The following is a 15,593-nucleotide window of genomic DNA, read 5'->3' on the forward strand; positions in this document are numbered from 1 at the left end:
AGCTACATGTTGCTGCAGGCCAACGACTTCGTCCAGCTCTACCGGCGCTACGGAACGAGGCTGCAACTGGGGGGATCGGACCAGTGGGGCAACATCGTCGCCGGGGTCGACCTGTTGCGCCGAATGGAGGGCGCGACCGGGCACGGTATGACGATGCCGCTGGTCACCGATTCCGAGGGACGCAAGTTCGGCAAGTCCACCGGAGGTGGCAACCTGTGGCTCGATCCGGAGATGACCTCCCCGTACGCGTGGTTCCAGTACTTCGTGAACACCAATGACGCAGACGTGGGCAAGTACCTGCGGTTGTTCACCTTCCTGGAGCCGGAGGAGATCGAGGAGCTCGAGCACACCACCGCCGAGCGTCCGCAGTTGCGGGCGGGGCAGCGTCGGTTGGCCGAGGAGCTGACCACGCTGGTGCACGGTGCGGAGGCGACTCGGCAGGTCATCGCCGCGAGCCAGGCACTGTTCGGACAGGGTGACCTGGCCGAGCTCGACGAGAGCACGCTGGCCTCCGCCATGGCGGAGGTTCCCACCGCCGAGGTCAGGATCGGCGACGAACCCACGCTCGTCGATTTGCTGGTGGAGACGGGCCTGGAGAGCGGGCGGAAGGCGGCCCGCCGCACGATCGGTGAGGGCGGGGCCTACGTCAACAACACCAAGATCGTGGATGACCAGTGGACCCCCTCCCGGGAGCAGCTGTTGCACGGGCACTGGCTCGTCATGCGACGTGGCAAGCGCCACACCGCTGGGGTACGCGTGATCAACTAGCATCGTGACGGGTGGCGCTGCACAGTTGACCTGCGGTTTCGCGTCTTCGGGGGTGCGGGACCCCCGATTTGACGCTGCGTTCACGGCCGCGTAACTTGTGAGGAGTCAGCACGGAACGGACTGCGCGGTGGGCCGGGTGCTGGGGGTCGGATTCGGTCTACTGGTGTTGCTGGTAGGGTGGATGCGGTCTTGCCGAAAAGTTGGTTGCTGGTTCTGCGGCGTGTTCCGGGGTTTTCTCGGGGTGGTTGTGGGCTGGTTTTTTCGGTGTTGTTATTGTTGTGAATATCTGGTTGTGGCTGAATCGTGGATTCGCTGGGATCGGGGGTTTGCCCCCCGGTGTGCTGGTGGTTTCGGGTTGGGTTAGACTGGTGAAGTAGCCGCGTGGCCGGGTTGTGGTTGTGTGGTGGTTCTGCCCGCTGTGGTGGCTCTGTGCCGGGTGTTCGGGGGGTGACCCCCGGGTGAATGCCGGGTTGTGGGTTTGCTAGAGTGGTGTTGGAACGAAGCGAAGGATAATTGATTCTGCGGTGTGTCCGTGGGTGCCTGCCGGTGGGTGGGTGTGTTCTTTGAGAACTCAACAGTGTGCCTGTTTTGGTGAGTGTTTGATGCGGAGCCGTTGATTCGGTTTTGTTTTTTGTCAGCGCCATGCGGGTCCGGCCGGTGATGCCCTGTTTGTGGGGTGTTGGGTTGGATGTGTGTGGTGTGCTGGGGTTTTGATGATCCATGGATGGAGAGTTTGATCCTGGCTCAGGACGAACGCTGGCGGCGTGCTTAACACATGCAAGTCGAACGCTGAAGCCCTTCGGGGTGGATGAGTGGCGAACGGGTGAGTAACACGTGGGTAATCTGCCCTGTACTCGGGGATAAGCCTTGGAAACGAGGTCTAATACCGGATAGGACATCTGGCCGCATGGTCTGGGTGTGGAAAGTTCCGGCGGTATGGGATGAGCCCGCGGCCTATCAGCTGGATGGTGGGGTAATGGCCTGCCATGGCGACGACGGGTAGCCGGCCTGAGAGGGTGATCGGCCACACTGGGACTGAGACACGGCCCAGACTCCTACGGGAGGCAGCAGTGGGGAATCTTGCGCAATGGGCGAAAGCCTGACGCAGCAACGCCGCGTGAGGGAGGACGGCCTTCGGGTTGTAAACCTCTTTCGACACCGACGAAGGCCCCGTGTGGGTGTGACGGTAGGTGTAGAAGAAGCACCGGCTAACTACGTGCCAGCAGCCGCGGTAATACGTAGGGTGCGAGCGTTGTCCGGATTTATTGGGCGTAAAGAGCTCGTAGGCGGTTTGTCGCGTCGGCCGTGGAAACCTGCCGCTTAACGGTGGGCGTGCGGTCGATACGGGCAAACTTGAGTTCGGTAGGGGAGACTGGAATTCCTGGTGTAGCGGTGAAATGCGCAGATATCAGGAGGAACACCGGTGGCGAAGGCGGGTCTCTGGGCCGATACTGACGCTGAGGAGCGAAAGCGTGGGGAGCGAACAGGATTAGATACCCTGGTAGTCCACGCCGTAAACGTTGGGCGCTAGGTGTGGGGACTGGTTCCACGGTTTCCGTGCCGTAGCTAACGCATTAAGCGCCCCGCCTGGGGAGTACGGCCGCAAGGCTAAAACTCAAAGGAATTGACGGGGGCCCGCACAAGCGGCGGAGCATGTGGATTAATTCGATGCAACGCGAAGAACCTTACCTGGGTTTGACATGCGCCAGATTGCCTCAGAGATGGGGTTTCCCTTTGGGCTGGTGTGCAGGTGGTGCATGGCTGTCGTCAGCTCGTGTCGTGAGATGTTGGGTTAAGTCCCGCAACGAGCGCAACCCTTATCCTGTGTTGCCAGCACGTGATGGTGGGGACTCGCGGGAGACTGCCGGGGTCAACTCGGAGGAAGGTGGGGACGACGTCAAGTCATCATGCCCCTTATGCCCAGGGCTTCACACATGCTACAATGGCCGGTACAGAGGGTGGCGAGACCGCGAGGTGGAGCGAATCCCTTAAAGCCGGTCTCAGTTCGGATCGGGGTCTGCAACTCGACCCTGTGAAGTCGGAGTCGCTAGTAATCGCAGATCAGCAGTGCTGCGGTGAATACGTTCCCGGGCCTTGTACACACCGCCCGTCACGTCACGAAAGTCGGTAACACCCGAAGCTCATGGCCCAACCACACTGTGTGTGGGGGGAGTGGTCGAAGGTGGGACTGGCGATTGGGACGAAGTCGTAACAAGGTAGCCGTACCGGAAGGTGCGGCTGGATCACCTCCTTTCTAAGGAGTTCAGTGGGACCATCAAACCCGCGCGTGGACGATGCCTCCGGATGGGGGTGTGGACGTGTGGTCGCTCTCGGCGTGGTTTCCCCGTGTGGGGGGACGCGGTGGGGGTGTGCTCGCTGCAGGCATGCTGTTGGGTTCTGAGGGAACATGCCCCCGGAGCCCGCCCGTGAAGGTCGGAACGGTGTTTCGATCTGGGGGTGGGTGGGGTGGGTGTGTTGTCTGGGTTGTTGTTTGAGAACTGGATAGTGGATGCGAGCATCTGTGCTGTAATTTGTTTGTGTGGCTTGTGTGGCAAGTTAGACGGGCACATGGTGGATGCCTAGGCACCAGGGGCCGATGAAGGACGTGGGAGGCTGCGATAAGCCTCGGGGAGTTGTCTACCGAGCGGTGATCCGAGGATGTCCGAATGGGGAAACCCAGCCCGAGTGATGTCGGGTTACCCGCACCTGAATGTATAGGGTGTGTGGAGGGAACGCGGGGAAGTGAAACATCTCAGTACCCGTAGGAAGAGAAAACACTGGTGATTCCGCTAGTAGTGGCGAGCGAACGCGGAACAGGCTAAACCACGCGCGTGGAAACCGGATAGGGGTTGCGTGTGTGGGGTCGTTGGGGCCCGCTGGGCGGATCTATTCGTCTGCCAGGGTCGTGCTGTGGTGAGCCGAACACCGTGGAGGCGGTGACCGGAGTGGGTGATGAGTCCCGTAGGTGAACACTGCAGGCATGGCCTGGGGCGGTGGCCCCGAGTAGCAGCGTTTCCGTGGAGGGCGTTGTGAATCGGGCGGGACCACTCGCTAAGCCTAAATACTTCCTGGTGACCGATAGCGGATAGTACCGTGAGGGAATGGTGAAAAGTACCCCGGGAGGGGAGTGAAAGAGTACCTGAAACCATGTGCCCCCAAACCGTCAGAGCGCCCTGTGCGGGTGTGATGGCGTGCCTTTTGAAGAATGAGCCTGCGAGTCGCGGCTGCGTGGCGAGGTTAACCCGTTGTGGGGTAGCCGGAGCGAAAGCGAGTCTGAATAGGGCGTCGAAGTCGCGTGGTGCGGACCCGAAGCGGAGTGAGCTACCCATGGCCAGGGTGAAGCGCGGGTAAGACCGTGTGGAGGCCCGCACCCACCAGGGTTGAAAACCTGGGGGATGAGCTGTGGGTAGGGGTGAAAGGCCAATCAAACTTCGTGATAGCTGGTTCTCCCCGAAATGCATTGAGGTGCAGCGTCACGTGGTGCCCGGGTGGGGTAGAGCACTGGTTGGTGGCGGGGCCCGATGAGGGTTACCAACGTCAGCCAAACTCCGAATACGCCCGTGGTAGCAGCGTGGCAGTGAGTCCGTGGGGGAAAAGCTCCACGGTCGAGAGGGAAACAGCCCAGAACACCGGCTAAGGCCCCTAAGTGTGCGCTTAGTGGAAAAGGATGTGGGATTGCCCAGACAACCAGGAGGTTGGCTTAGAAGCAGCCATCCTTGAAAGAGTGCGTAATAGCTCACTGGTCGAGTGATCCTGCGCCGATAATGTAGCGGGGCTCAAGCGTACCGCCGAAGCCGTGTCACCGTGCCCAACACTGTTGGGTGGGGTGGGTAGGGGAGCGTCCCCCACTGCGCGGAAGCATCGGTGTAAACCGGTGTGGAGTGTGGGGGAGTGAGAATGCAGGCATGAGTAGCGCATGGAAAGTGAGAATCTTTCCCGCCGAATGACCAAGGGTTCCTGGGGCAGGTTCGTCCGCCCAGGGTGAGTCGGGGCCTAAGGCGAGGCCGACAGGCGTAGTCGATGGACAACGGGTTGATATTCCCGTACCCGTGGGCACGCGCCCATGGCGGAACCGGGGACACTAACCATCCCGCTGCCCGCGCCGGCTTTCGAGCCGGTGTGGAGTCCAGTGGCATGGGACCTGATCCGGGAGTAGTCAAGCGATGGGGTGACGCAGCAGGGTAGCCCGAGCCAGTGAGTGGTAGTACTGGTGTAAACCCGTAGCCCGCCGTCCAGGCAAATCCGGACGGCTGCAGGGGTGAGAGGTGAGACCGAGCCGTTGTGGCGAAGTCGGTGATCCCGCACTGCCGAGAAAAGCCTCTAGCGATGTGTGTCCATGGCCCGTACCCGAAACCGACACAGGTGGTCTGGTTGAGTATACCAAGGCGATCGGGTGAACTGTGGTTAAGGAATTCGGCAAATTGCCCCCGTAACTTCGGGAGAAGGGGGGCCACCCCCGGTGTAGCACCGCGCGTGTGAAGCTCGGGGTGGCCGCAGAGGCCAGGGAGAAGCGACTGTTTACTAAAAACACAGGTCCGTGCGAAGTCGTAAGACGAGGTATACGGACTGACGCCTGCCCGGTGCTGGAACGTTAACAGGACTCGTTACCCACCATGTGGGGAAGCGGAGAATGGAAGCGCCAGTAAACGGCGGTGGTAACTATAACCATCCTAAGGTAGCGAAATTCCTTGTCGGGTAAGTTCCGACCTGCACGAATGGCGTAACGACTTCTCCGCTGTCTCGACCACAGGCCCGGTGAAATTGCAGGACGAGTAAAGATGCTCGTTTCGCGCGGCAGGACGGAAAGACCCCGGGACCTTTACTATAGCTTGGTATTGGCGCGGGCTACGGCTTGTGTAGGATAGGTGGGAGACTGCGAAGCCCTCTACGCCAGTGGGGGTGGAGTCGTTGGTGAAATACCACTCTGGTCGCAGCGTGCGTCTCACGTCGAACCCTGATCGGGTTCACGGACAGTGCCTGGTGGGTAGTTTAACTGGGGCGGTTGCCTCCTAAAGAGTAACGGAGGCGCCCAACGGTTCCCTCAGCCTGGTTGGCAATCAGGCCGCGAGTGTAAGTGCACAAGGGAGCTTGACTGTGAGACTGACGGGTCGAGCAGGTGCGAAAGCAGGGACTAGTGATCCGGCACTGGCAGGTGGAAGCGGTGTCGCTCAACGGATAAAAGGTACCCCGGGGATAACAGGCTGATCTTGCCCAAGAGTCCATATCGACGGCATGGTTTGGCACCTCGATGTCGGCTCGTCGCATCCTGGGGCTGGAGTGGGTCCCAAGGGTTGGGCTGTTCGCCCATTAAAGCGGCACGCGAGCTGGGTTTAGAACGTCGTGAGACAGTTCGGTCCCTATCCGCCGCGCGCGCAGGAGACCTGCGGAAAGCTGTCCCCAGTACGAGAGGACCGGGACGGACGAACCTCTGGTGTGCCAGTTGTCCCGCCCGGGGCACGGCTGGTTGGCTACGTTCGGCACGGATAACCGCTGAAAGCATCTAAGCGGGAAGCCCGTTCCCAGATGAGGTCTCCCACCCCCAGTGGGTTAAGGCCCCCACCCGACCAGTGGGTTGATAGGCCCGACATGCACGCACAGCAATGTGTTCAGTGGACGGGTACTAACCGGCCGAGGACTTACCCCACACCACACCGCACAGCACCACTACTCGCATCCACCATCCGGCTCTGAAACAACAACCCCCAACCCCATACAGACTTGTGGTCGGTGGCCACAGCGGGGCGGGACACGCCCGGACCCATCCCGAACCCGGAAGCTAAGCCCCCCAGCGCCCAAGGTACTGCACCCCCACGGGTGTGGGAGACTCGGACACCGCCGACCACATTCACCACAAAGAGGCCCCCGCACCCCGTGCGGGGGCCCCTTTCACATCACGACCCACCAACCGCGTCGCGTTTCAACGTATGCTGACCGGCATGGGTGATGTGCGGATTCTTGTCGTCCAACCGTCCGAAGCGGACCCGCCGCAGCGATTGGGCGAATGGCTGATCGCCAGTGGTTCCGAAATCGACGTCGTCGATCCCGCCGGACAACAGCTCCCCGCCGAACTCGGCGAGTACTCCGCTCTGGTGGTGCTGGGGGGTGAGATGGGGGCTCTCGATGACGCGCAGTACCCGTGGTTGAGCGATATTCGCTCGCTGCTGTCCCAAGCCGTCGGACGGCGGACTCCGGTACTGGCGATATGCTTGGGTGCCCAGTTGCTGGCGACGGCTACCGGTGGCCGGGTGCAGCAGTCGCGTAGTGGTCCGGAAGCCGGAACACTGCTGGTCGCCAAGCGTGATCACGCGGCGGACGACGCATTGCTGGGACCGTTGCCGCTCACTCCCGATGTCATGCAGTTCCACCGCGACGAGGTGATGACTTTGCCGCCTTCCGCGCAATTGTTGGCCTCCTCCCCGAAATGTGACAACCAGGCATTTCGGGTCGGCGACGTGGCTTACGGTATGCAGTTCCACGTCGAGACGACCACCGAGACGGTACTCGAGTGGCAACGTCGAATGCCGGAGCTGGCCGAGTCCGCCCGCGCCGGTCAGCTCTCCCGTGACCATCTCGATTCCTTCCACGAGGATCTCGCCGAGACGTGGCGTCCCGTCGCGGAGCGCTTCGTACGAATGGCCGCTCAGCCACCGGAGCGACGAACCTCGAGTCGGTCCCTCCCACTGGTGTGACTTCGTCCGCGTGGTGAAGCCACACCACTCGATCGTTCGGGATGGAGGACTACGGTTCGACTATGACCTCTGGTGGTTCTTCTCGGACGGGTTCGGCGCCCTCGCCCGCTCGCTACGGTTTCAGCGATGCCCAGCGTGCCGAGGCACAACTCCGTGCCGCGGGTTGGTGGTCGCACCGGGGACCGTTGGAGGCCGCCGAACCGGTGGTGACGGCGCTGTCCCGCACGGCGGATCCTGATCTCGCCCTGCTTTCCGTGGAGCGGCTGCGGGAAACGCTGGGGGAGGAGTGGGCGTGGCTGTCGGAGGAGTTGCTCTCGGACCGGGGGCTACGAGGCCGCTTGTTCGGGATCTTGGGCATCTCCGCTGCCTTCGCGGATCACCTGGTGGCGCACCCGCGGGACTGGCGTCGGTTGCGTTCGGCCGAGCACGAGTGGATGTGGGAGGTCGGCAGTTGTACTTCGGTGCTCTTGCACGCCGTGGGAGCCGTCGGCGAGGGGGAGCCGGGGACCGCGGAGGGACCGGTGGCCGCGCTGACCGGTGCCGAAGCGACGAGCGCTCTGCGCCACGCTTATCGCGCTTTGTTGTTGGACGTGGCGGCGGCGGATCTCGCGGCCGTTGTCGAGCCGAGCCTGCCCGAAGCCTCCTACGAGCAGGTCGTCGGTGTGCTTTCCGACATCGCGGTCGCGGCGCTGCGCGCGACGCTGTCGGTGGCGGTGGCCGAGGTGGGCTCGTCCGAACCGTCGGGTATCGCGGTGATCGCGATGGGCAAGTGCGGCGGGCGGGAGTTGAACTACGTCAGTGACGTGGACGTGGTCTTCGTCGCCGAGCGGGAACAGGACGTCGCGGAGGGAACGCGACTGGCCAGCACGATGATGCGCGTGGCGGGGACCGCCTTTTTCGACGTGGACGCGGCCCTGCGCCCGGAGGGCAAGGCCGGTGCGCTGGTGCGCACGCTGGACAGCCATCTCGGTTACTACCGTCGCTGGGCACGCACTTGGGAGTTCCAGGCGCTGCTGAAGGCGCGGCCGGTGGCGGGCGATCTCGATCTCGGCGATCGCTATCTCGAAGCGGTCCAGCCCCTGGTGTGGACGGCCTCCGAACGCGAGGACTTCGTCGCCGATGTCCGCTCGATGCGGCGACGGGTCGAGGACCACGTGCCGCGGGAGCAGACCGAGCGGGAGCTCAAGGTCGGCCGTGGCGGACTGCGCGACGTGGAGTTCGCCGTCCAGCTGTTGCAGATGGTGCACGGACGCAGTGACGAGTCGGTGCGGATCCGGCCCACGCTGCTGGCACTGCGCAGCCTGGGGGAGAACGGCTACGTGGCTCGCAGCGACGCCGCGGAGCTGGTGGACTCCTACCGCTTCCTGCGCACTCTGGAACACCGGTTGCAGTTGCGACGACTGCGGCGGACCCATTTGCTTCCGGCTTCCGACGATCCGGAGACGCTACATCCCCTCGCTCGCTCGGTGGGTCTGCGCTCTGACGGCCGGAAGAGCGCTTCCGACGTTCTCGTCACCGAGTTTCGCAGGCACAGTGCCCGAGTTCGCCGACTGCACGAGAAGCTGTTCTACCGTCCGCTGCTGGAGTCGGTGGCGAAGGTTCCCACGGAGGCGCTGCGACTGACCACCGGTGCTGCCGTCGAGCGACTCGCGGCGTTGGGCTACACCTCACCGGAAGGGGCGTTGCGGCACATCGGTGCCCTGACCTCGGGGGTGTCTCGCCGAGCGAGCATTCAGGGCGCGCTGTTGCCGATGTTGCTGGATTTGCTGGCCGAAACCCCCGACCCGGACGGGGGATTGCTCGCCTACCGCAAGGTCTCGGAGGCGTTGGCGGAGACGCCTTGGTACCTGCGGCTGTTGCGGGACGAGGGGGTCGTGGTCGAGCGGTTGGCGGTGCTGCTGGGCACGTCGAAGCTGGTACCGGAGTTGCTGGTCCGGGCGCCCGAGGTGCTGCGGTTGCTTTCCGATCCCACGACGCTGACCGGGCGGGATCCGGACGAAGTGGCGAGGTCCCTGCGCAGCGCCGTTTCACGTCACGCGGAGCCGGAACGAGCCGTGACGGCGGCCAGGTCGTTGCGGCGCCACGAGCTGTTGCGCGTGGCGTGTGCGGACTTGTTGGGGCTGATGGAACCCGCGACTGTGTTCCGGGCCTTGTCCAGCGTGTGGGCGGCCGTTCTGGAGGCCGCGCTGGAAGCGTCCGCCCGCGAGGTGGCCACCCGTTCGGAGTGGGGAGCCGCGGAGGTGCCCGCCCGGATCGCGGTGATCGGCATGGGCAGGCTGGGAGGGGCCGAACTCGGTTACGGGTCGGACGCGGACGTGCTGTTCGTGTGCGAGCCGATCGAGGGGGTTTCCGAGTCCACGGCGGTTCGTTTCGCGACCTCCGTGGTGGAACAGGTACGCAGGTTGCTGGCTCGCCCGACCCAGGATCCGCCGCTGGAGGTCGACACCGACCTGCGACCGGAGGGGCGGAGCGGGGCGCTGGTGCGGACCCTGGATTCGTATCTGGCCTACTACCGTCGTTGGGCGCAGGTCTGGGAGTGGCAGGCGCTGCTCCGCGCGAGCCCGGTGGCCGGTGACGCCGACCTGGGGCACCGGTTCTGTCGGGCCGTGGATTTCCTGCGCTACCCGGCGGGTGGCCTGGACGGAGCGAAAACGCGGGAGATCCGCCGAATCAAGGCGCGGGTCGATTCCGAGCGCCTCCCCCGGGGAGCGGACCCCGCGACGCACACCAAGCTCGGACGGGGCGGGTTGACGGACGTGGAGTGGACGCTCCAACTGCTGCAGCTGCGCCACGCCGACGAGTTCCCGGAGCTGCGGACGACCTCCACCACGGAGGGTCTGCGGGCGGCCGCCCGCGTGGGCGTGCTGGAGGAAACCGACGTCGAGACGCTCGTCGAGGCGTGGACGCTGGCGATGCGCGCGCGCAACGCCGTGATGCTGGTACGGGGCAAGCCCGGCGACCAGCTTCCCAAGCAGGTCAGGGAACTCGCTGCCGTGGCTTCGGCACTCGGTTACTCGGGAGTGGACACGGGTGAGGTGTTGGACACCTACCTGCGTGTCACGCGACGCGCGCGTGCGGTGGTCGAGCGCGTGTTCTTCGATGAGCCGGTGCAGGACACGAACGGGTGAGCTTGCCGTGGTCGGTGCCGGGCGGGGAATACGGCGTCGTCCCCGCGGCGTTGTCCCGATCATGAAGGCGATTGCGCTCACCGAGTTCGGCGAGCCCGGAGTAATGCACGAGCAGGAGCTGCCTGACCCGCTGGTCGGCCCGGACACGGTCCTGGTGGAGGTACGGGCCGCCGGGGTGAACCCGGTGGACTGGAAGGTCCGACGCGGCTATCTGCAGGGGATGATCCCGCACCACACTCCGCTGATCCCGGGGTGGGACGTGGCCGGAGTCGTGCGTGCGGTCGGACCGGCGGTGACCGAGTATCGCTCCGGGGACGAGGTTCTGGGCTACGCCCGCGAGGACCACGTCCAGAACGGGACCTACGCGGAGCTCGTTTCCGCGCCCGTCCGGACTCTTGCCCACAAGCCTCGGTCACTGGAGTTCACGCGGGCGGCGGGGCTTCCCCTCGCCGGATTGACGGCCCTGCAGATGCTGCGTGCCACCGATGCCGGCGAAGGCGATGTCGTGCTGGTGCACGCCGCTTCCGGCGGCGTCGGCCACCTCGCCGTGCAGATCGCGCGGGAACTCGGTGTTTCTCGGGTGATCGGCACGGCTTCCGAGGGCAATCACGAGTTCCTGCGCGAGCTCGGGGCGGAGCCGGTCACCTACGGTGACGGGTTGCCGTCACGAGTCGCCGACCTCGTCGGTGGCGACGGCAAGGTCGACGTGGCGCTGGACTTCGTGGGAGGTCAGGCGCTGACGGACTCGGTGTCGATGGTGCGCCGAGCGCAGCGCCACGCTTCGGTCCAGGATGCCGAGACCGTCCTGAACCAGGGCGGGCGGTACGTCTTCGTGCGCCCCGACTCCCAGCAGCTCGGCTGGCTGGCCGAGCTCGTCGACGAAGGTCGGCTCCGGGTGGAGATTCAGCGCACCCTGCCCCTGGAGCAGGCCGAGCAGTCTCACGAGCTGCTTGAACGGGGACACGTTCGGGGCAAACTCGTCCTGACCACCGGCTGACCCGCACGGACCACAGCGATGGGAGAACGGTGGCCGAGCGGCGCCACATCCGCCCGGCCACCTTCAAGTGAGGAGCCCGCCGATCCGGTCGAGAGCGTCGTCGAGCGTGGACGGCAGGTTCGGGCGTCGCTCCGGTCCCGTTGTGATGCGCCGGAGTGCCCCCTCGGTGCGGGCCGAGGCGATTTCACCGACCATCGGGACCAGATCGATGGCGACGTGCTCGGCTTCGGTCCACGAGCTTGCCCGCAGGGCGGCCCGCAGCAGGTTCGCCCGGTGGATGTAGAGCGCCCACCGGAGGTGTTCGCGTCCTTCGGAGCGTTCCACGGCCTTCGCCAGCAACGGCAGGGCCCGCGTGGGGTTGCCCAGGCTCGCGTGGATCATGCCCGCGTGCCCGACGAGTTCGCGTTCGTCGAACCACCACGACCACGGGGGATCCCGGCTGGTGGTGCCGTCGGCGAATGCCGAGCGGGCACGGTCGAGAGCGCGTAGCGCTTCGGTCTCGTCGCCGAGCGAGGCCAGAGCACGGGCGGTGCGCACGTCGAACAGGGCACGTACGCGACCCGGTAGCTCGCGCTCGCTCATGCCTCGGGAGATCCGCAACGCTTCGCGGCAGCGGCCGGTGTGGACGCTGCCCAGCGCCTGGTTCGACAGGATGAACCATTCCATCGAGGCGTCGCCGGCGAGGTGGGCCAGCTTCAACGCCTCGGCGTTGATCGCGCGTGCTTCGTCGTGGTGTTCGGCGTCGAACAGCAGCCACCCGGACAGTTCGCCGAGCTCGGCCGTGACGGCTTCGAGGTCGCGTTCGATCCTGGACGGGTACCGGCCCTCGCCGAGGACGCGTTGCGCGTGGCGAAAGCCGCGCGAGGCGATCGGTGCGACTTCGGCACCACCGTGCACACCGTCGAGGGCGACCAGGTGGGAGATCATCCCGCGCAACTCGTCGAGGTGGTCATCCGTGACGGGGGCGGCGTGCGGACGGTCGTCGCGGCCCATGCCGTGATGCTGCCACGTGACCGCCGATGCCCATAGCTGCCTCGCGGTCCGCCCTCCCGGCGCGGACGTGCGAGCAGTCCAGCGCCGCCCTCCCCACGCTCCGGTGAAGACGACGCTGGACTACTTGCGGAGCTTGCTGCCGGCTACTGATCCGGAGATCACACGTCGTAGTACAGCGCGAACTCGTACGGGTGCGGGCGGAGCCGGATCGGGTCGATCTCGTTCTCCCGCTTCAGCGCGATGTAGTTCTCGATCAGGTCCTCGGTGAACACGCCACCCTCGAGCAGGTACTCGTGGTCGGCTTCCAGGCTGTCGATGGCCTCGGCCAGGCTGCCCGGAACCTGCGGGATGCCCTTGGCTTCCTCCGGCGGGAGCTCGTAGAGGTCCTTGTCGATCGGTTCGGCGGGCTCGATCTTGTTCTTGATGCCGTCCAGACCCGCCATGAGCATCGCGGCGAAGCCCAGGTACGGGTTGCCGGAGGGGTCCGGGCAGCGGAACTCGACGCGCTTGGCCTTCGGGTTGGTGCCTGTGATCGGGATGCGCATGCATGCCGAGCGGTTGCGCTGGGAGTACACCAGGTTGACCGGAGCCTCGAAGCCCGGCACGAGACGGTGGTAGGAGTTCACCGTCGGGTTGGTCAGTGCCAGCAGGCTCGGCGCGTGGTGCAGGATCCCGCCGATGTAGTAGCGCGCGGTGTCCGACAGGCCGGCGTAGCCCGACTCGTCGTGGAACAGCGGGATGCCCTCCTGCCACAGCGACATGTGGGAGTGCATCCCGGAACCGTTGTCGCCGAACAGCGGCTTGGGCATGAACGTCACGGTCTTGCCGTTGCGCCACGCGGTGTTCTTGATGATGTACTTGAAAAGCTGCAGGTCGTCGGCGGCGTGCAGCATCGTGTTGAACTTGTAGTTGATCTCGGCCTGGCCGCCGGTGCCGACCTCGTGGTGAGCGCGCTCGACGGTGAACCCGGCGTTGATCAGCTCGGTGGTCATCTCGTCGCGCAGGTCGGCGAGCTGATCGTACGGTGCGACCGGGAAGTAGCCGCCCTTCATGCGGGTCTTGTAACCGAGGTTGCCGCCTTCTTCCTCGCGGCCGGTGTTCCACCAGCCCTCGATCGAGTCGACCTCGTGGAAGGAGGAGTTGGCGTTCTCGGAGTAGCGCACCGAGTCGAAGATGTAGAACTCGGCCTCGGAGGCGAAGAAAGCGGTGTCGGCGATGCCGGATTCCGCGAGGTACTGCTCCGCCTTGCGCGCGATGTTACGCGGATCCCTGCTGTAGGGCTCCAACGTGAACGGGTCGTGCACGAAGAAGTTGAGGATCAGCGTCTTCTCGGTGCGGAAGGGGTCGACCCGTGCCGTCTGGGGGTCGGGCAGCAGCAGCATGTCCGACTCGTGAATGGACTGGAAACCACGCACCGACGAACCGTCGAAGCCGAGCCCCTCGGTGAAGGTGTCGTGGTCGAACGCCGCGGCGGGCACGGTGAAGTGCTGCATGACCCCCGGCAGGTCACAGAACCGGACATCGATGAACTTCACGTCCTGCTCGGAAATGAAGCGTAGGACCTCGTCTGGATTCTTGAACACCCTCGATGGCTCCTTCACACGCTCGTGTTGCTCATCGGCATCGTTTCGGCGCCGACTCGCCTGACACGTTATGGGGCCGGTGTTGCCCGGTCGTCACCCTCGTGTTTCGCCGACGTTAACGAGTGTCGCGGGGTGATGACGCGCCCGCACCAGCGGTTACGGCCACGGGCCGTATCCTGGGAACGTGGGTAAAACGACGGGATCCTGGCTGTCCGGCCCGAGATCCGTACGTGACCAGGATGACACCGAGCAACAGCGTTGGCGAGGCGAGCGACTCGGGCTGCCGGAGAGCGGGCCCGGGGCCGCGGCTCCCACGGGCCGGCGCGCGCTCGGATTCTTCATCGACGTCGCTCTGGCCGCGCTCGTGGCCGGTTTGTTCACCGCTCCCGACTACCCTGGCCACTGGAGCCTGTTCGCCTGGTTCGTCATCACCGTCGTTCCGGTGAGCTTCTTCGGCTTCACCCCCGGTATGGCCGTGATGCGGATCTGGGTCGCCCGCCTCGACGGAGCCGCCATGATCGGGGTGCCACGGGCACTGCTGCGCTGCGTGCTCAGCGGGCTGCTGGTGCCGGCCGTGCTCTGGAACCTGGACGGGCGCTCCTGGCACGACCGCCTGTCCGCGACCGTGGTCATCCAGCGCTAGGTGTTTCCGGGCACCGCGTCGGGTGGTGACGCGGTGCCGCGCGAAACCGCGGAATCCGGGTGCCGTCAGCGCCGGCGAGTGGCGCGCTGCATGCTGCGCGTCTTCGCGCCCTGCGGCATCGGGCCCTTGGGGGTGGAGTCATTGCGGCTGGCCAGCGCGGACAACCGCTTGTCCAGCGACGCGGCCTGGGCGGCGCTGAGGTTGCGGGGCAGCTTCATGATCTTGTTCTGCAACTTGCCGATCGGAACCTGGTCCTGCTCGTTGCCGACGATGAACTCGTAGATCGGCGTTTCGCCCACCAGTCGCGAGATCCGCTTCTTCTCCTGCGACAACAGGTTCTTGACCCGGTTCGGCGACCCCTCGCCGACGAGCACGACGCCGGGACGGCCGATCACCCGGTGCACAGCGTCGAGTTGCCCGGTCCCCGCCACGGCCTGGGTCAGGTGCCACTTGCCGCGCAGGTTCTCCAGGGCCCAACCGCCCGCACCGGGTTGTCCCTCGGCCTTGCGGTAGACGTTGGCCTGGACCCGGCGCCCGAAGATGATGACGGCGCCCAGCACGCCGAGTGCGACGCCCACCGGGAGGAAGAACCAGTGCAGTCCCCAGATCAGACCGAGCAGGAACACGACCACCGTGACGCCGATGAATGTCCCCAGCATCAACGGCAGCAGTAGCTTGTCCTCGCGGCGCTGCATCTTGAACGCCTCGAACATCTGCTTGAAGCGCGCCATGGACGCTTGTCGCTTCTGCTTGGCTGCCGCTTTCTTGGCTGCCTTGTCCTGCTTGGCCATG

The 15,593-nt window shown here is 65.0% G+C and carries 8 protein-coding genes and 3 rRNA genes; 8 read left to right on the forward strand and 3 right to left on the reverse strand.

Annotation, left to right across the window (positions count from 1 at the left end; all coding sequences use genetic code 11):
- The 7 genes from tyrS to FHX42_RS14160 form a co-directional block, all read left to right on the forward strand.
- Positions 1–768: tyrosine--tRNA ligase (gene tyrS / locus FHX42_RS14130; RefSeq protein ID WP_182544867.1), on the forward strand; the 768-nt coding region annotated here is incomplete at its 5' end.
- Between the two features lie 721 nt (positions 769–1,489).
- A 16S ribosomal RNA gene (locus FHX42_RS14135) occupies positions 1,490–3,022 on the forward strand.
- 294 nt (positions 3,023–3,316) lie between these two features.
- Positions 3,317–6,413: ribosomal RNA gene (locus FHX42_RS14140) — 23S ribosomal RNA — on the forward strand.
- A 78-nt stretch (positions 6,414–6,491) separates the two neighbouring features.
- A 5S ribosomal RNA gene (gene rrf, locus FHX42_RS14145) occupies positions 6,492–6,609 on the forward strand.
- Together the 16S, 23S and 5S rRNA genes form the textbook arrangement of a ribosomal RNA operon.
- 95 nt (positions 6,610–6,704) lie before the next feature.
- On the forward strand, positions 6,705–7,457 hold the full coding sequence (locus FHX42_RS14150; RefSeq protein ID WP_182544868.1) for a type 1 glutamine amidotransferase: 753 nt from the start codon (positions 6,705–6,707) through the stop codon (positions 7,455–7,457).
- A 62-nt stretch (positions 7,458–7,519) separates the two neighbouring features.
- On the forward strand, positions 7,520–10,585 hold the full coding sequence (locus FHX42_RS14155) for a bifunctional [glutamine synthetase] adenylyltransferase/[glutamine synthetase]-adenylyl-L-tyrosine phosphorylase (protein WP_182544869.1): 3,066 nt from the start codon (positions 7,520–7,522) through the stop codon (positions 10,583–10,585).
- Positions 10,586–10,646: 61 nt separating this feature from the next.
- Positions 10,647–11,582, forward strand: coding sequence for an NADP-dependent oxidoreductase (locus FHX42_RS14160; protein WP_182544870.1), 936 nt, complete (start codon positions 10,647–10,649; stop codon positions 11,580–11,582).
- Positions 11,583–11,645: 63 nt separating this feature from the next.
- Here the strand turns inward: FHX42_RS14160 and FHX42_RS14165 are convergent, their stop codons facing one another.
- A complete protein-coding gene (locus FHX42_RS14165) occupies positions 11,646–12,575 on the reverse strand; it encodes a hypothetical protein (RefSeq protein ID WP_182544871.1) in 930 nt (309 codons plus the stop codon).
- Between the two features lie 158 nt (positions 12,576–12,733).
- Entirely contained in the window at positions 12,734–14,158 is a 1,425-nt protein-coding gene (gene glnA, locus FHX42_RS14170) for a type I glutamate--ammonia ligase (protein ID WP_182544872.1), read from the reverse strand.
- 184 nt (positions 14,159–14,342) lie between these two features.
- Between glnA and FHX42_RS14175 the strand changes: the two genes are divergently transcribed.
- Positions 14,343–14,801, forward strand: coding sequence for an RDD family protein (locus FHX42_RS14175; protein ID WP_182544873.1), 459 nt, complete (start codon positions 14,343–14,345; stop codon positions 14,799–14,801).
- A gap of 65 nt (positions 14,802–14,866) precedes the next feature.
- Here FHX42_RS14175 and FHX42_RS14180 read toward each other — a convergent pair whose 3' ends face one another.
- Positions 14,867–15,592, reverse strand: coding sequence for a DUF4191 domain-containing protein (locus FHX42_RS14180; RefSeq protein WP_182544874.1), 726 nt, complete (start codon positions 15,590–15,592; stop codon positions 14,867–14,869).
- Position 15,593: the final 1 nt, after the last annotated feature.

Origin of the sequence: Halosaccharopolyspora lacisalsi (genome assembly GCF_014137975.1) — a bacterium.
Taxonomy (GTDB): Bacteria; Actinomycetota; Actinomycetes; order Mycobacteriales; family Pseudonocardiaceae; genus Halosaccharopolyspora; species Halosaccharopolyspora lacisalsi.

Coding starts and splice junctions, on each gene's coding strand:
- FHX42_RS14150 (WP_182544868.1), top strand. CDS start 6,705: ATGGGTGATGTGCGGATTCTTGTCGTCCAACCGTCCGAAGCGGACCCG.
- FHX42_RS14155 (WP_182544869.1), top strand. CDS start 7,520: ATGACCTCTGGTGGTTCTTCTCGGACGGGTTCGGCGCCCTCGCCCGCT.
- FHX42_RS14160 (WP_182544870.1), top strand. CDS start 10,647: ATGAAGGCGATTGCGCTCACCGAGTTCGGCGAGCCCGGAGTAATGCAC.
- FHX42_RS14165 (WP_182544871.1), bottom strand. CDS start 12,575: ATGGGCCGCGACGACCGTCCGCACGCCGCCCCCGTCACGGATGACCAC.
- FHX42_RS14180 (WP_182544874.1), bottom strand. CDS start 15,592: ATGGCCAAGCAGGACAAGGCAGCCAAGAAAGCGGCAGCCAAGCAGAAG.